Raw genomic sequence first — 18,054 nt, forward strand, 5'->3', positions numbered from 1 at the left:
CGACGACCTGCGCGAACTCGGAGTCACGCGGACCTACCCGAGATCGCGCGCCCGCGGACAGGCGACGACGTCTTCGGGCGATGTCGCATTCCTCTCTTGTTCTCGCACGTATAGTGGGTGATGATCGCCCTCTGGTCAACGCAGGGTTGGGGACATGCTGCGGCTCCGTCTGAAGCGCGAGGAACGGTCGTCCGGCCTCGCGCCCCCATCCGTCGCGTCCGGGGCCGAGGTCGAGATCGCCAACGTTTACGACGATCCGCTGCTGGAGGTCGTCCGTCTTCTGCGGGAGGCAGCCAATATCGAGCACGCCTTGATGGTACAATATCTTTACGCGGCCTTCTCCGTGAAGGACAAGTACGATGCGCTGATCGGGATCGATCTGTTTCCTACGAGCCATACCTTGATCGGCGTCGCGATCCAGGAGATGCAACATCTGGCCAAGGTCAATGCTCTCCTGGTCGACCTGAAGGCGAACCCGAATCTCGACCGCCAGGACTTCCCGATCAGGTCGGACATCTATCCTTTCGACCTCGAGCTGGAGCCGCTCACGCTCGAGAGCTGCGCCAAGTACGTGACCGCGGAGGCTCCTCTCGACGCGCTGGACCCGGCGGGAGCCGGGGACCAGGCGGAACGAGACTTTCGCGAAGCGGTCTCCCAAAAGGTCGGCCTGAACAGGGTCAATCACATCGGCAGCCTGTACGGAACGGTGATCGCCCGCTTGCGGGAGGCGGTCGAGGCCTCGCCTGCGATCCTGAACGATTCCGATCGATGGCTCGACGAACTCGAGAAGATCCGAGGTCAAGGGGAGGAAGATCACTTCCTCTTCTTTCGCTCCGTCTTCGAGGGGACGCATCCGGCCCTCGGCGGCCCGGCGGTCTGGCGCGACCCTTCGTCGGACGATTATCCGAGCCGTCCGCTGCCGAGGAACCCGACCGCCTACGAGGGGTCCGACCGCTCCATCACCGACGCGTTAGCTCGACGCCTGGCAGTCTTGGCGAACCTTCACTACTGGCTCGTCCTGGGTCTGCTCCACCAGGGGCATGCCTCCTCGGATTCGAACCTGATCGGCCGCGCCGTGTCGCATATGACCGGCTGCCTCTACCCGCTCGGGCGGATGCTGGCCGACAGGGGCTTCGGCCTGCCGTTCGATGCCCTGGCGCTGAATTTCGGACCCGGCATGGATCGCGTCGCGACGCTGGGCTGGCTGCGCAGGCTCGTCTTGGAGGTGCAGGGCCATGAGGCCGATCTGGCGGGAGACCTTGGAAGCAACTACAAGAAATCCCCGGCGAAAATCACGTTGCAAATTCTGGGAGGAATATCGTGACGTACACTCAGGAGATGGGGCGGCGCTTTTGGTTCGAATTCGATAAAAGCACCAAGTACACGCCCAGCTTCATGCAAATCGTCGGACGAGCCGGAGCTGGCGGGATTCAGACCGCCTTCGCCGAGACGCGGGTCGACGAGACCTATCCCGAACAGTTCCTCGCGCTCGTCGAACCTCGGCGAGCCGATTGGCAGGTGCTCGCGGACGTGCAGACGGACGCCGTGCAGCGCTGGCTCGACGGCGACTGGGCAAACGTGCAGGCGGCTTTCGAGGATTTCGGCCAGGGGACCTTGCTGGACACCGATCCTCAGAGGGCCGCCAACAACGACAGCATCCACACCATGGACATCCAGGGCGCCGCGCCCCCTGTAGGCTATCACCGCTGGCACGCCTCCATCAGGGCGATCCAGCTTCTGCAGATCGGCGAGGCCGGGTGGTGGGAGAAGCTCGACGAACTCCTCGGGCTCGCATGGGGAATCCAGTCCTTCGCACGACCCAGGCAGACCAACGTCGCGAATCCGCCGATCCCGGCCGCGGACCTCGACGACCTGAGGGCAAGCTGGCTCGCCATGGATCCCGAGCGCCGGGATCGCCAGTACGACCTGACGGGCGATGTCGGCTATCATCCCTCGCCGAAGAAGCCGGCCGCATGACGAAAGCCTCGGGCTTCGGCGCCGTCTCCTGCCCGTGCTGCGGCGGGGCCATGACGCGCGACATGCTGGACGCCCTCCTTCGGCAGGCGCGGGAGCAAGGTTACGAGCTTCCATCCGAACGCGCCTGGCACTCGCCCTCGCCGATCATCGATCCGCATGCGCACATGATCTCGCGCACGACCCAGGATTACGAGGCCATGGCGGCAGCCGGGGTGGTCGCGGTGATCGAGCCGGCCTTCTGGCTCGGGCAGCCGCGAACGAATGCCGGCAGCTACCTCGACTACCTCTCCACCATCCTCGGCTTCGAGCGCTTCCGCGCGAGCCAGTTCGGACTGCGCCACTATTGCACGGTCGGGCTCAACCCCAAGGAGGCGAACAACGAGGCGCTGGCCGAGGCCGTGATGGAGCTGCTGCCCGATTTCATGCTGAAGGAGGGCGTGGTGGCGCTCGGCGAGCTGGGATACGACGAGCAGACCCCGCTGGAGGATCGCTACCTGAGGGCCCAGATCGAGCTTGCGAAAGAGGGCGACCTGCCGATCCTGATCCACACTCCGCATCGCGACAAGAAGCGAGGCACGCTGCGCACGATGGAGGTGCTGGCCGAGCACGGCTTCCCGGCCCGCGCCTGCGTGGTCGACCACAACAACGAGGAAACGGTCGAGAGCGTGCTCGAGCGGGGCTATTGGGCGGCCTTCTCGATCTATCCGCAGACCAAGATGGGGAAGGCCCGCATGGTCGAGATCGTGCGCCGCTACGGCGCCGATCGCATCATCGTCAACTCGGCCTGCGACTGGGGCGTCTCCGACCCGCTCGCGGTGCCCAAGACGGCGGCCCTGATGCGCGAGCGCGGCATTCCCGAGGAGGCGATCCGAAAGGCGGTCTACGGCAACGCGCTCGCCGTCTACGGGCTCAACGGCGAGATGCGCGAGGAGCATTGGCGCGATGGTGCCGTGATCGACCAGCGGGAGCTGCATGCCGGCAACAGCGTGCTGCGCGGCGGCCAGGCTCCGAGGATCGAGCGGGCGCAGTCCGTCTTCGACGACGCCGGACGCGCCTGAGGAGCCCGGCGCCGGCGCGGATGTCAGCGCGAGAAGACGTGGTCGAGGATGAGATCTTTCACGTCGGTCGCGGCGACGGGCCCGTCGGGCAGGAGACCGGCCTCGGACGTGATCAGGAGCGGCCCGTCCTCCTCCCGCTGCGGGAGGCCGTGCGAGCCTTTCACGAGCGAGGCGTCGAGCGGGATGACGTCCATGAGGCTCCGCAGGCCGAGCCTGCGCTGGAGAAGGCGCCAGCCGACCGCGAGCCTGGGCCAGCGCAGGGTGGGATCGATGAACAGCTCGGCCGGGTCGAAGCCGGACTTGCGGTGGATCTCGACCGTGCGCGCATAGTCGGGCGCGCGAGCATCGTCGAGCCAGTGGTAGTAGGTGAACCAGGCGTCGCTTTCCGCGAGCAGCACCAGGTCGCCGGAGCGCGCATGGTCCAGCCGGTAGGCCCGCTGATCGCGGCGATCCAGGACGTCCGCCACGCCCGGCGTGGCGGCTGCGATCCGCCGCGTCTCCTCGACGAGCCGGGGCTCGTTCACATAGAGGTGGGCGACCTGGTGATCGGCGACGGCGAAAGCCTTTGACGCGATCACGTCCAGCGCTTCCCCTCCGTCCTCCTCCCGGACGGACAAAAGACCCGCCTCCCGCAGGACGCGGTTGATGTGAACCGGCCTTCGGACGGGCGCGATGCCGTATTCGGACAGCACGATGATCCGCAGGCCCGCGCCTGCGGCATGCGCGATCAGGTCGCCGGCCACCTCGTCGACCGCCCGCAGCGAGGCCCGCACGGCGGGATGGCCCGGATCCGGGCCGAACCGTTGCAGATCGTAGTCGAGATGGGGAAGGTAGACCAGCGACAGGGTCGGGAAGCGCGTGGCCAGGACGTGCCTGGCGGCTTCCGCGATCCAGCGGCTCGACCGGATGCTCGTGGCGGGGCCCCAGAACTGAAAAAGCGGAAACGGGCCGAGCACCGCCGTCAATTCGTCGCGCAGGCTTGCGGGAACGGCGTAGCAATCGGGCAGCTTGCGGCCGTCCGCCTTGTAGATCGGTCGCGGCGTGACTCCGATGTCATGGCTCGCCGCCATGTTGTACCACCAGAACAGGTTGGCGCAGGTGAATGACGGGTCGCGCCGCTTGCCCGCCTCCCAGACCTTCTCACCGGCGACCAGACGGTTCGACTGGCGCCACAGCCAGACTTCCATGAGATCCCGAAACAGCCACCCGTTCCCGACAACGCCATGGTCGCGCGGCGTCAGCCCGGTCATGAACGTCGCCTGGACGCTGCAGGTGACGGCCGGGGTCACCGTCGCGAGCGGGCGAACGCCGCCATCCGAGGCCAGAGCGGTGAGATTCGGCGTGAGATCTCCAAGATGCTTCGGGGCGAGCCCGACCACGAGCAGGACAATTGTGGGATGCATGGCCAACCGTTGCCGGAAGGCACTTCCGAAGTCCATCCGCGAAAGGGGAATGCCGTCTTCACGCTCTCGCTGGTCCCTGGCGCGAATTGGATCGAAAGGTCACTCCGGCCTCGGAGGGCAGGTTGATCGGATGGAGCGCTTTGGAGGCCTCTCCTTGTCATTTCCGGCGGCCCGAAGGGCCGGGAAGGGAATCCAGAGCCGCAAGCGAGCCCTCCTGGATCCCCTTCCCCCCGCTTCGCTCCGGCCGGGGATGACAGGGAAGGCGCTTCGCCCGATCGCCCTGGCTCGGAGGCATCCCGATTGACGCGCTGCACGCTTCAGGTGAATCATCGGTCCGACGGCGTGTTCGTCGGAACTGCTCTCGAGGAAGGCCGCCTTGCTTTTCCGCCCTCGCGTCCGATCAGGCAGGCAGGACCACGTCCAGCGTTTTTCGGTTTCCTACGAATGCCCGGTCATCTTCGGGCGCGACGTGTTCGATCCGCAAAACCCGATGCTCGCCGGCGTCCTTCGTCGCCGCGAGCCCGGCAAGCGGCATCGCGTTGCCGTCTTCGCGGACGATGGCGTCCTGGCCGCCCATCCCGAACTCGAAAAGACGATCCGCCGTTATGCGGCGGCGCACGCGGGAGCAATGGAGATCGTTGGCGACGTCGTGCCGGTTCCCGGAGGCGAAGTCGCCAAGAATGATCCCTCGATCGTGCAGGCCCTGCTCTCGGCGCTGCTGAAGCGTTCCGTCGACCGCCATTCCTATGCGCTCGCCATCGGCGGCGGAGCCGTTCTGGATGCGGTGGGCTTCGCCGCGTCGATCTTTCACCGCGGAGTGCGGCTCGTCCGCCTGCCGACGACGGTCCTCGCCCAGGCCGATAGCGGCGTCGGCGTCAAGAACGCCGTCAATCATCTCGGACTGAAAAACCTCCTCGGAACGTTTGCGCCTCCCTTCGCGATCGTCAATGACGGCGCGTTCATCGATCGCCTTCCTGCCCGCGAGAAGCGGGGAGGCATGGCCGAAGCCGTCAAGGTCGCGCTGATCCGAGACCATGACTTCTTCGCCTGGCTCGAAAGCCGGGCCGAAACCTTGGCTTCGTTCGAGCCGGAGAGCCTCGAATGTCTCGTCCGGTGGTGCGCGGATCTCCACATGCGCCAGATTGCCCATGGCGGCGATCCCTTCGAGACCGGGGCGAGCCGCCCGCTGGATTTCGGGCATTGGTCCGCCCACAAGCTTGAAATCCTGACGGGCCATGCCTTGAGTCACGGCGAGGCTGTGGCGATCGGGATCGCCCTCGATGCGCGTTACTCGGTCCTCGCCGGGCTCCTGGCCCGCGGCCAGGAGGATCGAATCCGCGCCGTTCTCGTCGCGCTCGGTTTCGATCTCCGCAGCGAAGCCGTGCGGCAGCGCGACAGCTCCGGCCGGCTCTCGATCCTTGGCGGCCTGCGCGATTTCCAGGAGCATCTGGGAGGCGAGCTGACCGTCACGCTCCTCGGCGGCATCGGAAGGAGCGTCGACGTCCACGCCATCGACGAGGATCTCGTCGAGAGGTCGGTTTGCTGGCTGACGGACGAGCTGGCCTAGTGTCATGCGACTGAGCGAGCTTCCCGGGGCTCCCCACCTCACCTATTGCACCAACATCCATGCCGGCGAGACCTGGGACGATATTCGCCTGAGTCTCGACGCGCACGTCCCGCGGATCAAGGCCGCAGTGTCGCCCGGCGCGCCCTTGGGCCTCGGGCTGCGCCTCTCCGGGATCGCCGCCGCCGAGCTCGTCGAACCTTCTGCTCTCGACAACTTCCGCGAACAGCTGAAATCTCTTGGCGCCTATGTTTTCACCATCAACGCTTTTCCTTATGGAGCTTTTCACGGCACCCGGGTCAAGGAGCAGGTCTACCAGCCGGACTGGCGCGCCCCCGAGCGCCTACGCTTCACGGCGCAGGCGGGACGGATCCTGTCCACCCTCCTGCCGGAAGGCGGATACGGAAGCATCTCGACGGTTCCAGGCGGCTTCCGGCCGGACCTCGGCGATCCCGAGGCAGTCGCCGCCGTGGCGGACCATCTGATCGAGGCCGCCGCCGATCTCGTGGCGCTGGAGCGCGCGACCGGCCGTACCGTCGCGCTCGCGCTCGAGCCGGAGCCCTGCTGCTTTCTGGAGACGAGCGAGGAGGCCATCGGCTTCTTTCAGGACAAGCTCTTTGCCTCCCCGGCATCGGCCCGGTTCGGCGCGCTGACAGGTCTCCGCCCGGCGGCCGCGGAAGAGGCGCTACGGCGGCATCTCGGCATCTGCTACGACGTCTGCCACGGCGCGGTGGAGTATGAGGACCCGATCGCTTCGCTGACCGCCTTCCGGGCCGCCGGCATCGTCGTGCCGAAAATCCAGCTCTCGGCGTCGATACGGGTGCCCGTCATGACCGCGGAACTCCTGCCGCGGCTCAAGCGCTTCGATACGGGAACGTACCTCCATCAGGTCGTGGTGCGCAGCGAGGGGCTCGCGCGGTTCCTCGATCTCCCGCAGGCCCTCGAGGCTTTCGAGGCGGGAGAGGCCCGGGGAGAATAGCGCATTCATTGCCACGTGCCCGTCTTCCTCCAGGATCTCGGCGACCTTGGCTCGACGCGGGACGTCCTCGTTTCGACGCTCGAACGAATTCGCCGCGAGGCGTTCTCGCCCCATCTCGAGGTCGAGACCTACACCTGGGATGTGCTTCCGGCGCACCTGAAGACCGGCTCGAAGGCGGACGACATTGCGCGCGAGCTTAAATTCATTCTTGGGGAACTCACGGATGACCGCTGCCGCGACGTGGCTCAACCCGGGTGTCCTGTTCCGGCTCGGGCGGGTTTCGAACCTTCCGACCGTGTGGACCAACGTGGTCGCCGCGACGGTTCTCGCGGGCGGTGATCCGTGGTCGAGCCGGACCGGCTCCGTCCTGCTCGCCATGACGCTGTTCTACGTGGCGGGCATGTTCCTCAACGACGCGTTCGACCGCGAGATCGACGCACGCGAGCGGCCGACGCGCCCGATCCCGTCCGGCGAGGTCTCGGCCGGGCTGGTGTTCGGGGCAGGTTTCGCCATGCTGGCCGCGGGGACCATGATCATGGCCTTTCACGGCCCGCTGCCCCGATTGGCCGGCATCGCCCTTGCGGTTGCGATCGTGATCTACGACTTGCATCACAAGGCAAACCCGTTCGGTCCGGTGGTGATGGGCGCATGCCGCGCGCTGGTCTATGTCGGGGCCGCGACGGCAGTCGCAGGCGCGGTGACGCCCGCGGTCATCCTCGCGGCCGGCGCGATCCTGGCACACGTGGTCGGCCTGACCTATGCCGCAAAACAGGAAAGCCTGAACCGGATCGGCCGGCTCTGGCCGCTTCTCGTGCTCGCCTTGCCCCTCGTCCTCGCTCTGCCGGCCTTGAGGAGCGGGTGGATCGCGGTCATGGCGTGGCTCGCCCTCGCGGCCGTGAACGCGGTCGCCGTCCGGCGGCTCGCGAGGCGTGACGGCCCGCGCGCCGTTCCCGAGGCTGTCTCGTCCCTGATTGCGGCCGTGTCTCTCGTCGATGCGCTGCTCGTCGCGGCTGTCGCGCCTCCGATCGCCGCGATCTGCTGGCTCGGCTACCTGTTGACTCGCGCATTCCAGCGCTTCGTGCCTGGGACCTGAGGGCGGCCTGGCGATGAGTGCGGAAGACGAACCTCGACCCGCCGGCCCGAAGAGGGGGGAAGACGAGCGGAGCCGTCGTCTTACGCTGCTCGAAGGCTGGATCGAGCGCCGGGCCGGGCCGCCGGGATGGGCGTGGTTTCAGGATGCGCTGGCCGCGGCGGAGCAAGCCGGGGAGCCGCGCGCCCTGGCCCGTGCCATCGCGCTCGTTCCACGCCGGCTCGGCAAGGGCGAACTCATTCTCACCAGGCGGGACATGGAAGAGGCCGGCGCGGTCCGGCGCGGATTCGATCCGACCGGGCTCGCCCTCGATCAGGCGGCGCGCATGGCGCTCCTCGTCGCATCCTGCCGGGACCCGGATTCGACCGGCCGGACGATCGAAGGGCTGTGCCGGACGGCCGATCTCGGCGAGCTGATCGCCGTCTACCGCGGGCTGCCTCTACTGCCCTCCCCCGAGCGCCTTCTCGCCCGGGCCGCCGAAGGGATTCGCTCCAGCATCAAGCCCGTTTTCGAAGCGGTCGCCCATCGCAATCCTTTTCCGGCCGAAATCTTCGACCGCGACTCCTGGAACCAGATGGTGTTGAAGGCGCTGTTCATCGGCTCGGAGCTGCGGCCGATCCAGCGCCTGGACGAACGCGCCAACCCTGAGCTTGCGGCCATCCTGGTGGATTATGCCCATGAGCGATGGGCGGCCGGGCGCCCGGTCAACCCCGAGCTGTGGCGCTGCGTCGGCCCGTTCGCAGACAGGCGAGCCCTCGCCGATCTGCGACGGATCCTCCGGGAGGGATCTGCGGCGGAGCGAAGCGCTGCGGCCCTTGCCCTCTCAGCCTCCAACGACGTCGAAGCACGGTCCATCCTGGGGGACCATCCCGGTTTGCAGGCCGCGATTGCCTCCCGCCGCCTCGATTGGGAGTCGATCACGGACAATCTCCTGGCCGTTCCAAGCGTTCATGCCGGACCGGAGAGCAGTTCACGTTCTGCCTGACGGCACATCCGGGCCGCTGGACATTCTTGACTTGGCTACGTCGATCGTCACGGCTGGATTCGTCGTCCGGGTGCGACCGGCTGATGTCGCGGCGCGGCGAGTGGCGATGCAGGGAACCTGACCGATGGGGCATCCTTCCATTCCGGTGTGAAAAGTGCATCATCAAACTCAAGGATCAAAAGCTAGCATTGACAAGGAGCGGCAGATGCGTCCTGTTCCGCCGTTCTACGTCAATGCCAATCGTGGCGAAGGTGGAAGGAAAGGATGAAAGATGACAGCGCTGAGCGTGCTCTAATGGACACCAGGAAAGTGGGCGTGTTCATGCGGACGCACATTTGGAACAATGATGCGACGCGAAACTTTCGTCGGCTGCGCGAGTATTGGCGCGGGGATGTTGTTGTCGCCTTCGATGAAGGAGGGGGCGCCCACCTTCCAGAAGGAATTCCATCTGTGACGCATTCCGCAGCTCAGTTCCTGCGTCTGGGGCTGCCCTTGTACCCCACAGAGGCACGAACTATGTGGTACAATGGAGACTATGTTCTATATAACATCGCCCTAAATTCCGATTATGAATATTTTATTTTGTGCGAATATGACTGCATAGTTCCAGAGAATTTTAATTCCATCGTTGAGAATATGATCAACGACAATGTTGAATTTGTTATCCATAGATATGGACCGGCCCCGGACCATTGGTACTGGAAGGCGGAGGCCCTTAAATGGTATGAGGCGGAGGGCATAAAGGATATATGTATAAACTGTTCCATATTTCCATTTGTCTTCTGCAAAAGGAATGCGATTTTGCGCCTGCTGAATAGGCGTCAATCAATGTTTTGGGCTAATCTGCAGGCTCCTTGGATGTTTTGTGAATCTTTCGTCGCAACAGAAGCAGAGCGCCTAGGGCTTCGGGCTGCCCCACTGTCGAAATATGCAACTGCCAACAGGGTGGTGTTCGCACCTACAACCCATTGGGAGGAGGTTGGATCGGGGTGCAATCAGTTTATTCATCCAGTGCTGACCGGCGATCTTTTCGTTAACAAAATCTTCGCTCAGTCGCAAAATTTTGGTCAGGAGCAAAGGGAATGGCTTGAGAAGCAGCGCACCCGTTGTCGGACCGAAGGTGAGCGAGAGATTTTTGATCAACTTTTTGCCAAGCAATATGCCACGTAGCTTGATTGTGCCCAATGGACTTGAATTTGAACCGTCCCATTCTCGTAGCAGGCGCCGGTTTTGCCGGATCCGTCCTCGCTCGCTGCTTAAGCGAGAAAGGCTACAAGGTTATTGTTATCGATTCACGCAGCCATGTGGCCGGCAATGCTTATGACGAGATCAACGACCTCGGTATCCGTGTGCATCGCTATGGCCCGCATCTGTTTCACACCAATAATATGAAAGTCGTGGAATGGCTGAGCCGCTTCACGGAATGGCTTCCTTACGAGCATCGGGTTTCCGCGCTGCTGCCGTCCGGAAAGATGGCGCCGCTGCCGATCAATCGCCGGACGCTCGAACTTGTCTTCGGCAAGAGCCTCGCCAACGAAGAGGAGGCCAAGGCGCTGCTCGCTTCGGTCGCCAGGCCCATGCCCGAAGTGCGCAACGCGCGCGATTACCTCCTCTCGCAAATCGGCGAGGACCTCACCGACCTCTTCTTTGCGCCCTATACGAGGAAAATGTGGGGCTACGATCTGTCGGAAATGGATGCTTCGGTGGTCAAGCGCATTCCGATAAGCTACGACGACGAAGACCGATATTTCCCGCACGACGGGTTCCAAGCTGTTCCAAAAGATGGCTATACGCGACTGATCGAGAACGTACTTGATCACTCATCCATCGACGTCTATCTTAGCAGACCCTTCGAGCGTGAGATGCTGAACGAATTCGATCATGCATTTCTATGCCTGCCGATTGATGAATTCTTCTGTTATTCCTTAGGGCCACTGCCATATCGATCGATTCGCTTTCATCATGCGAGCATCGATCGAGCGCAGGTGCGAACGAAGGCCGCAACGGTCAATCGCACCGACAATTCAGAGATCACGCGATCCACCTATTGGCATTTGTTGCCCGGACATGACCTCAAGAATTCAAGCCAGGTTACGGTGACCTCCGAAGAACCTTGCAGCTACGAAGACAACGGCTACGAACGATACTACCCCATCAAGACTTCGGACGATCGATTCGGAGAGCGTTACCGGCAATACGTCAAGATGGCGCAAGCAGAGCCGAAGGTGACGTTCATCGGCAGATGCGGAACCTATCAGTATCTGGATATGCATCAAGTCGTGAGCCAGACGATCGCCATTGCCACCCGATGGATCGAGGCGCGAGCGTGATTGAACCACGTTCGGAACTTGCCGATTGAGATAGAATGCGACTGCTGCTCCGATGCGCTCGGGCTTGGAGCCCTCGCCGGCGGGATTGATGAAAATGTGGTCGCCCCCGTGCGGCTCCAGCGGATAACCCGAAGACGAAGACTTGATGCGCGGGAACGGCACACGCGGCAATGCGCGTGTGCCGTTGGACGGGCTAGGCATCGGCCCGGAAATCGAAGCAGCGGAACGGTGCGATCGCTTCCGCATCGATCCGGGCGCCGATGCCGGGATCCGTGGGGACGGACAGGCGGCCGTTCACGACGGCTTTCTCCGGCGGGTTGGCGAGAACCTGGACGTAGTCGTTCGCATCCGGGAAATAGGGATAGGTTTCCAGCGGCATGCCGATCGCCGAGGCGGCCCAGACCTGGATCGTCGCGGCCGTGCAGAGCGAGCTCGCGCAGTTGTGCGGCGAGACGCGGGCATTGTAGCTCTCGGCCATCGCGGCGATCTGGACCGCCTCGAAGATGCCGCCGCAATTGCCGACATCCGGCATGACGATGTCGACGCCGCCGGTCTCGAGCAGGTTGCGGAAGCCCTGCCGCGTATAGACGCGCTCGCCGGCGGCAATCGGGATCGGCCAGCGGCCGGCCAGTTGGCGCAGCCCCTGCAGGTTGAAGGGGTCCACCGGCTCCTCGACCCAGGTCACGTCGAGCTCGGTGCAGACATCCATGAAGCGGATGAGCTGGTCGTTATTGAGCCCGCCGCTGAGATCGAACATCAGGCCGATCTCGGGGCCGACGACCTTCCTGAGATTGCGCACCCGGTCGATCGCGCGCTTGAACTCCTCCGTGCCCAGGGCGCGGCGCTGGACGTGCCGCAGCGTGCCGCCCTCCTGGCGCGTCGCGAGGGGATAGCATTTCAGGATGGTGTAGCCGTCCTTCAGCGGGCGCTCGGCCGCCTTGGCCCATTCCAGCGCGTCGTCATGGGCGCTGTTCCAGCCATTGGCATAGACCTCCAGCGAACTCTCGAACTTCGCGCCGAAAAGCTCGTAGACCGGCACGCCGAGGGATTGCGCCTTGATGTCCCAGAGCGCCTGGTCGATGGCGCTGAGCGCCGCGAAGACGATCGCCCCGCCGCCCTTGGTCCAGAACGAGTTGTCGTAGATCTCGTGCCAGATGTTGCGGGGATAGGTCGCGTCGGCGCCGACGACCTTGTGGGCGAGGTCGCCGAGCATGCCGGCCGCCGCGTTCGCGCCGATGCCGTAGGCCACGGCGGCCTCGCCATAGCCCGTGAGCCCGTCCCTGGTGGACAGCTCGACGAGCACGGGATGCAGCCCGCCGCCCCGGATGTTGAAGACGCGCATGTTGTCGATCGTGAGCAAGGGAACGTCCTTTCCGCTTGAGGCAAAGGCTTCCCGACGGCGCCGTCGCATCCGGCGCCGCGGACCTTCCGCCGAACCGTGAAAACCGTCAGTGAGTGAGGATGCGTTTCAGGAACAGCGCGAGCCGTTCCGACGAAGGCGATTGGAAGAGCTGCCTGGGCGGCCCGACCTCCGCGACGGCCCCCTGGTCCATGAACACCATCCGATCGGCCACCTTCTGCGCGAAGCCCATCTCGTGCGTCACGCAGACCATGGTCATGCCCGAAGCGGCCAGTTCGATCATGGTGTCGAGGACTTCCGAGATCATCTCGGGATCGAGCGCCGAGGTCGGCTCGTCGAAGAGCATGATCCGCGGCTGCATGCACAGAGCCCGCGCGATCGCCGCGCGCTGCTGCTGCCCGCCCGAGAGCTGCGAGGGATATTTGTGGGCATGCTCGGCAATGTGGACCCGGCGCAGATAGTCCATGCTGCGCTCCTCGGCGTCCTTTCTGGACAGGCCCCGCGCCTCCATCGGCGCGAGCATGCAGTTCTCCCTGATGGTGAGATGGGGGAACAGGTTGAACGACTGGAACACCATGCCGACCTCCCGCCGCACCTGCGACAGGGTCTTCGGCCCCAGCTCGACGCCTTCCACGCTGATCCGGCCGCCCTGGTGCCGCTCCAGCCCGTTGATGCAGCGGATCAGGGTCGACTTGCCGGAGCCCGAAGGACCGCAGATCACGACCTTCTCGCCCTTGCCGACGGTCAGGGACACGTCCTTGAGAACGTGCATGGCGCCGAACCACTTGTTCAGGCCGGTGATCGCGATCACGGCCTCGACACCGGCTGCCTCTGCTGTGGCCTCACCCCGCATCGTTCGCCACCGTCGCGAGCACGCGCTCGCCCTCGCTCAAGACGTGATGCTCGCTGTGCTCCGCCGCCGCCGCCCCGTCCCCGGCGAGGATCGCATCGACGATCGGCGAATGGTGGGCGACGGCGACCGAAAGGCTGGGTGTCGCGGCATAGGTCGAGTTGATGAACAGCCGGATCTGCTGCTCGACCATCAGGTACTGGTCGAGCAGGCGGCGGTTGCCCGAGAACTCGATGATGGTCCGATGCAGCGCGAAATCATGCTCGACGGCGGTCTCGATATCGGCTCGCTCGCAGGCGGCGAAGAAGGCGTCGCGGGCGCCCGCGAGACGTGCGCGGCCCCGGTCGTCGAGGCGCTCGGCGGCCAGCCGCGCGCCCAGGCGCTCGAGGCTGCTGCGCAGCGTATAGATCTCCCAGAGATCCTGCCGGCCGATGGTGGCGACCGCCCAGCCGGTATAGGGCGTGAGGACCACGAGCCGGTCGCGGCTGAGCTGGTGCAGCGCGGTGCGAACCGTGCCGCGCGAGACCGCGAACTGGTCCGCCAGAGCCGCCTCGGTGAGCCGCTCGCCCGCCTTCAGCTCTCCGGCCAGAATGGACGCCTTCAGCGCCTCCGTCGCCAGCCGTTCGGCAGGCTGTCGCTTGAGTGCGGTCAGGCTCATCGTGTCCCTGCCTTCCTTGGAATCCGGGCGAGCGGGTCATGCCGCGGTCAGATCATAGAGGTCGCGTCTGCCCTTGGCGAAGCGGCGCTCCAGCGCCCGCTGGAGGAACCCGTAGGCGATGGCGAGCAGCAGGTACCAGATCGCGACGACGGCGATGACCTCAAAATACTTGAAATTTGCGCTGAATATATTCGTGCCCGTCGCGAAGATCTCGGGGATGGCGATCGTGAACAGCAGCGAGGTGTTCTTGATCAGGTTCACCACCTGATTGCCCGTGGGAGGAATGGCGATGCGGATCGCCTGGGGCAGGATGACCTTCATCATCATCGAGCGATAGCTCAGGCTGAGCGCCTGCGCGGCCTCGCGCTGCCCCCGGTCGACGGACTGGATCCCCGAGCGGACGATCTCGGTCATGTAGGCGCCTTCGTTGACGCCGAGCGCGATGATCCCGGCCGCATAGGCCGACAGGTTGACCGCGCCTCCGGTCAGGGCCGGCAGGCCGTTGTACCAGAAGACGATCTGAACCAGCACCGGCACGCCGCGCACCGTGGTGACGTAGAGCCGGACCAGCCTTTGCAGCAGCGGCAGGGGCGAGTTCAGGATGATCCCGCCCATGGCCCCGATCAGGACGCCGATCGCCATGGCCGTCGCGGCCACGACGATCACGATGGCGACAGGCTCGAAGAAGCGCGTCGAGAACAGCAGGCTCAGGAAATAGTCGAGATCGAAGCGCATCCCAGCCTTCCTCGGTTCGGTGCGTCTCGCCTCAGTTCGCCTTGCGGACGTCGCCGTCGGCGAGGTTCCAGCGCTTGAGGATCGCGTCGTAGGCGCCGGAGCCCATCGCCGCCTTCACCGCCGCGGCGACCGCGTCCTGCGCGGCGCTCTCGCCCTTGCGGATGACGATGCCGTTGCGGTTGCGCTCGGTGTTCGGCCCCTTGCCGCTCAGCACCGGGCTCGCCTCGACGAAGTCGTTCGGGCGCTGCTGGATCAGGTAGGCCGCGACCGGCCAGTCGACATAGGCGACGTTGACGGTGCCCTTGGCGACCTCGTTCAGCGCCTCGCTCTGGTTCGAGAAGACCTTCAGCGTCATCGGCTTGCCGGCCGGGCAATCGCCCTTGACGCGCTCCAGCGCGGCCATCTGCGTCGAGCCGGCGACGATGCTGGCGCTGTGGCCGCAGACGTCGCTCTCGGTCTGGAACCTCAGGCCGCTGTTCTTCTGCGTGACGAGACGCAGGCCGCCGACGAAGACCGGCACGAAGTCGAACATTTCCTTGCGGGGCTCGGTGATCCCGATCTGGGAGGCGACGACATCGAACTTCTTGGCGATCAGCCCGGGAAACAGCCCCTGGAAGGTGACGTTCACGATCCTGGTCTTGAGGCACATCTTCTCGGCGACCGCCGTGATGAACTCGGGATCGAAGCCCGACGGCGTGTCGTCCTTCATGAAGCCCATCGGCGGCGCCGTCAGCGAGGTTCCCACGGTGAGATAGCCCGCCTCGACCAGATTGGGCGGAGCCGGCAGGCATTGGGCCTGGGAAGGCATGACGGCCATGCCGAGAGCGGCGCCGCAGACGGCCGAGATCGCGGTGAGGAGGTTGGTGCGAGCCACGGAAATTCCCCTTGACTTATGTCATGGTCGATTGCTGACAATCGACCATGACATAATGCGGCATTTGGAGCGCTTGTCAATTCGCCGTTGCGGCCGCTCTCGTCGAGAGAGGCGGCCTCAGTCGGGAAGGAGAAACCACATGATCCAATGCGCCTTGCGCAGGTGCGAAGTTCGTCCTCGCCGCGCCGCCCGCGGATGAACGGACCGTCTCCGCATCAGGCTCGGCGCCTGGCCAATGGGGAACATGCCGGTGCGTGAGATGACGATCCATCTGGGCCTGTTTTCGCTTGCGCTTGCGGGGACGGTCGCAGGGCTTCTCGCCGGCCGTCTCGGCTCGCCGGTCCCGGAGAACCTGATCTGGGCGGCGGCCACGATTCCCGTCGCCGCCGTGCTGGCCGTTTCCATCTTGCGCAACATGCTGATCGGCCGCGTCGGCGTGGATGCGATCGCGCTCGTCGCCATGGTCGCATCCATCGCCATGGGCGAACCGCTGGCCGGGGCCGCCGTCGCCATGATGTATTCCGGCGGAAACCTGCTGGAGGACTACGCGCGGGGGAAAGCCGAGCGCGAGCTGAGGTCGCTGCGGGACCGAACCCCGCGCATCGCCCACCGCCGGGAAGCCGGCGGCCTCGTCGATATTCCGGCCGAGGACGTGGCCCCCGGCGACGAATTGCTGGTGCGTGCCGGAGAATTGCTGCCGGTCGACGGCCTGCTCCTCGACGACCGCGCCAAGCTGGACGAATCCGCCGTGACGGGCGAGCCGCTGCCGGAAGCGAGGTCGAAGGGCGACACGCTGCGCAGCGGCACCGTCAATGCCGGAGAGGCGTTCCGCTACCGCGCCTCCGCGGCGGCGCGCGAGAGCACCTATGCCGGCATCGTTCGGATGGTGGAGGCCGCGCAAACCGCGAAGGCGCCCTTCATCCGGATGGCCGACCGCTTCGCGTTGCTGCTGCTCCCGGCGACCCTGGTCCTCGCCGGCCTGGCATGGTGGCTTTCGGGGGATCGGATCCGGGCCCTCGCGGTCCTCGTCGTCGCGACTCCCTGCCCCCTGATCCTGGCCGCCCCCGTCGCCTTCATCGGCGGCGTCTCGCGCGCGGCGCGTTCCGGCATCCTCATGAAGGGCAGTTCCGCCATCGAGGCGCTCGGCCGGGTCCGCAGCGCGATCTTCGACAAGACCGGAACCTTGACCGAAGGCGGCGCGCGGCTGATCGCGCTGGAGGCGGCCCCCGGCCTCGGCGAGGACGAGGTGCTCCGCCTCGTGGCCTCTCTCGAGCAGGCCTCCCATCATGTGCTCGCGGAGACGCTGGTCTCGCTCGCACGGCACAGGGGGCTTGCCCTGGCGCAGCCCGGCGACGTGCGGGAATATCGGGGCTCCGGCCTCGAGGGCGTCGTGGGCGGCAGATTCATCCGCGCCGGATCGCGCGGCCTCGTTCTGGGAGAGGACCCGCTTCCCGCCTGGGTCCGACCGGCGCGAGCCGGGGACGATGCCCGCTCCGCTCTCTCCGTCTACGTCTCCATCGACGGGAAGGCCGCCGGGCTCCTGACGATGGCGGATGCCGTGCGTCCCGACGCGGCGGCGACGTTGCGGCGCCTGCGCGCGGCCGGGGTGAGCCGCATCCTCATGGTGACGGGGGACGATGCCGGGACGGCCCATGCGGTGGCTGCCCGGCTCGCCCTCGACGAGGTCCTGGCGGAATGCAGCCCCGCGGACAAGGTCGCCGCGGTCGCGGCCGAGCATGCGCGCCAGCCGACGATGATGGTCGGCGACGGCCTCAACGACGCCCCCGCCCTGGCCGCCGCCGATGTCGGAGTGGCGATGGGCGCGAGGGGCGCGACCGCCTCCTCCGAGGCGGCCGACGTGGTCATCCTCGTCGACCGGATCGACCGGGTTGCGGAGGCGGTGGCGATCGCGCGGCGGACTCGGGCAATCGCCCGACAGAGCATCGTCGCGGGACTCGGCCTGTCGGGCATCGCCATGGTCTTCGCCGCCTTCGGCTATATCCCACCGGTGATCGGCGCCTTCCTCCAGCAGGGGATTGATATTGCCGTCATCCTCAATGCGCTGCGCACGCTCGGCAGGTCATGAGCGCGCCTCCCGAAAGCTTCGGCTCTTCAAAAATGCGCTCACGCAAAGCTCGCGAATTTTGCGGCGCTCCCCAGTTCCTCCTCGATGCGGATGAGCTGGTTGTAC

The 18,054-nt window shown here is 65.5% G+C and carries 16 protein-coding genes; 10 read left to right on the forward strand and 6 right to left on the reverse strand.

Translation table 11 applies throughout. The features are described from left to right. Positions 1 to 154: 154 nt before the first annotated feature. The 3 genes from PKD06_RS09105 to PKD06_RS09115 are packed head-to-tail and all read left to right on the forward strand — an operon-like array spanning position 155 to position 3,035. Positions 155 to 1,324, forward strand: coding sequence for a ferritin-like domain-containing protein (locus tag PKD06_RS09105; protein ID WP_324379729.1), 1,170 nt, complete (start codon positions 155 to 157; stop codon positions 1,322 to 1,324). Beyond that, positions 1,321 to 1,977: a hypothetical protein gene (locus PKD06_RS09110; RefSeq protein WP_324379731.1), complete on the forward strand. Its 657-nt coding sequence runs from the start codon at positions 1,321 to 1,323 to the stop codon at positions 1,975 to 1,977. Before PKD06_RS09105 ends, PKD06_RS09110 begins: the two co-directional genes overlap by 4 nt. After that, positions 1,974 to 3,035, forward strand: a complete 1,062-nt coding sequence (locus tag PKD06_RS09115; RefSeq protein WP_324379733.1) for a TatD family hydrolase — start codon at positions 1,974 to 1,976, stop codon at positions 3,033 to 3,035. The genes PKD06_RS09110 and PKD06_RS09115 overlap by 4 nt, the downstream gene beginning before the upstream one ends. Positions 3,036 to 3,058: 23 nt before the next feature. Here PKD06_RS09115 and PKD06_RS09120 read toward each other — a convergent pair whose 3' ends face one another. Next, a complete protein-coding gene (locus PKD06_RS09120) occupies positions 3,059 to 4,438 on the reverse strand; it encodes an alkaline phosphatase family protein (RefSeq protein WP_324379735.1) in 1,380 nt (459 codons plus the stop codon). A 376-nt stretch (positions 4,439 to 4,814) separates the two neighbouring features. On the opposite strand from PKD06_RS09120, the gene PKD06_RS09125 reads away from it, so the two are divergent. The 6 genes from PKD06_RS09125 to PKD06_RS09150 all read left to right on the forward strand — a co-directional run bounded on the left by PKD06_RS09125 (position 4,815) and on the right by PKD06_RS09150 (position 11,386). After that, the gene (locus PKD06_RS09125) at positions 4,815 to 6,005 is read left to right on the forward strand and encodes a 3-dehydroquinate synthase (RefSeq protein ID WP_324379737.1); all 1,191 of its coding nucleotides are present in this window, start codon (positions 4,815 to 4,817) and stop codon (positions 6,003 to 6,005) included. 4 nt (positions 6,006 to 6,009) lie between these two features. Next, positions 6,010 to 6,981 (forward strand): metabolite traffic protein EboE, encoded by a 972-nt coding sequence (gene eboE / locus PKD06_RS09130; RefSeq protein WP_324379739.1) that lies wholly within the window; start codon positions 6,010 to 6,012, stop codon positions 6,979 to 6,981. Between the two features lie 223 nt (positions 6,982 to 7,204). Continuing rightward, on the forward strand, positions 7,205 to 8,074 hold the full coding sequence (locus PKD06_RS09135; RefSeq protein ID WP_324379741.1) for a UbiA family prenyltransferase: 870 nt from the start codon (positions 7,205 to 7,207) through the stop codon (positions 8,072 to 8,074). Positions 8,075 to 8,327: 253 nt separating this feature from the next. Next, the gene (locus PKD06_RS09140; protein WP_324379758.1) at positions 8,328 to 9,056 is read left to right on the forward strand and encodes an EboA domain-containing protein; all 729 of its coding nucleotides are present in this window, start codon (positions 8,328 to 8,330) and stop codon (positions 9,054 to 9,056) included. 264 nt (positions 9,057 to 9,320) lie between these two features. Further along, positions 9,321 to 10,226 (forward strand): hypothetical protein, encoded by a 906-nt coding sequence (locus PKD06_RS09145; RefSeq protein ID WP_324379743.1) that lies wholly within the window; start codon positions 9,321 to 9,323, stop codon positions 10,224 to 10,226. Positions 10,227 to 10,252: 26 nt separating this feature from the next. Beyond that, on the forward strand, positions 10,253 to 11,386 hold the full coding sequence (locus PKD06_RS09150) for a UDP-galactopyranose mutase (protein WP_324379744.1): 1,134 nt from the start codon (positions 10,253 to 10,255) through the stop codon (positions 11,384 to 11,386). Positions 11,387 to 11,579: 193 nt separating this feature from the next. On the opposite strand, the gene PKD06_RS09155 is transcribed toward PKD06_RS09150, so the two are convergent. From PKD06_RS09155 to PKD06_RS09175, 5 genes are all read right to left on the reverse strand, one after another. After that, complete coding sequence (locus PKD06_RS09155; RefSeq protein ID WP_324379746.1) at positions 11,580 to 12,746, reverse strand: mandelate racemase/muconate lactonizing enzyme family protein; 1,167 nt, start codon at positions 12,744 to 12,746, stop codon at positions 11,580 to 11,582. 88 nt (positions 12,747 to 12,834) lie between these two features. After that, complete coding sequence (locus tag PKD06_RS09160; protein WP_324379748.1) at positions 12,835 to 13,599, reverse strand: amino acid ABC transporter ATP-binding protein; 765 nt, start codon at positions 13,597 to 13,599, stop codon at positions 12,835 to 12,837. Then, positions 13,589 to 14,254 carry a GntR family transcriptional regulator gene (locus tag PKD06_RS09165; protein ID WP_324379750.1) on the reverse strand — a complete coding sequence of 222 codons (666 nt, stop codon included), beginning with the start codon at positions 14,252 to 14,254 and terminating at the stop codon, positions 13,589 to 13,591. The genes PKD06_RS09160 and PKD06_RS09165 overlap by 11 nt, the downstream gene beginning before the upstream one ends. A gap of 36 nt (positions 14,255 to 14,290) precedes the next feature. Further along, positions 14,291 to 14,989, reverse strand: a complete 699-nt coding sequence (locus PKD06_RS09170; RefSeq protein ID WP_324379752.1) for an amino acid ABC transporter permease — start codon at positions 14,987 to 14,989, stop codon at positions 14,291 to 14,293. Positions 14,990 to 15,020: 31 nt separating this feature from the next. After that, positions 15,021 to 15,863 (reverse strand): transporter substrate-binding domain-containing protein, encoded by an 843-nt coding sequence (locus PKD06_RS09175; RefSeq protein ID WP_324379754.1) that lies wholly within the window; start codon positions 15,861 to 15,863, stop codon positions 15,021 to 15,023. A gap of 244 nt (positions 15,864 to 16,107) precedes the next feature. Here PKD06_RS09175 and PKD06_RS09180 point away from each other — a divergent pair, with 244 nt between their 5' ends. Then, positions 16,108 to 17,949: a heavy metal translocating P-type ATPase gene (locus tag PKD06_RS09180; protein ID WP_324379756.1), complete on the forward strand. Its 1,842-nt coding sequence runs from the start codon at positions 16,108 to 16,110 to the stop codon at positions 17,947 to 17,949. The last annotated feature ends 105 nt before the right edge of the window (positions 17,950 to 18,054 follow it).

The sequence above is a fragment of the Enterovirga sp. genome (genome assembly GCF_035325185.1).
GTDB lineage: Bacteria > Pseudomonadota > Alphaproteobacteria > Rhizobiales > Beijerinckiaceae > Enterovirga.

Coding starts and splice junctions, on each gene's coding strand:
- PKD06_RS09180 (WP_324379756.1), top strand. CDS start 16,108: ATGCCGGTGCGTGAGATGACGATCCATCTGGGCCTGTTTTCGCTTGCG.
- PKD06_RS09140 (WP_324379758.1), top strand. CDS start 8,328: ATGGAAGAGGCCGGCGCGGTCCGGCGCGGATTCGATCCGACCGGGCTC.
- PKD06_RS09135 (WP_324379741.1), top strand. CDS start 7,205: ATGACCGCTGCCGCGACGTGGCTCAACCCGGGTGTCCTGTTCCGGCTC.
- PKD06_RS09165 (WP_324379750.1), bottom strand. CDS start 14,254: ATGAGCCTGACCGCACTCAAGCGACAGCCTGCCGAACGGCTGGCGACG.
- PKD06_RS09105 (WP_324379729.1), top strand. CDS start 155: ATGCTGCGGCTCCGTCTGAAGCGCGAGGAACGGTCGTCCGGCCTCGCG.
- PKD06_RS09170 (WP_324379752.1), bottom strand. CDS start 14,989: ATGCGCTTCGATCTCGACTATTTCCTGAGCCTGCTGTTCTCGACGCGC.
- eboE (WP_324379739.1), top strand. CDS start 6,010: ATGCGACTGAGCGAGCTTCCCGGGGCTCCCCACCTCACCTATTGCACC.
- PKD06_RS09145 (WP_324379743.1), top strand. CDS start 9,321: ATGAAAGATGACAGCGCTGAGCGTGCTCTAATGGACACCAGGAAAGTG.
- PKD06_RS09160 (WP_324379748.1), bottom strand. CDS start 13,599: ATGCGGGGTGAGGCCACAGCAGAGGCAGCCGGTGTCGAGGCCGTGATC.
- PKD06_RS09120 (WP_324379735.1), bottom strand. CDS start 4,438: ATGCATCCCACAATTGTCCTGCTCGTGGTCGGGCTCGCCCCGAAGCAT.
- PKD06_RS09115 (WP_324379733.1), top strand. CDS start 1,974: ATGACGAAAGCCTCGGGCTTCGGCGCCGTCTCCTGCCCGTGCTGCGGC.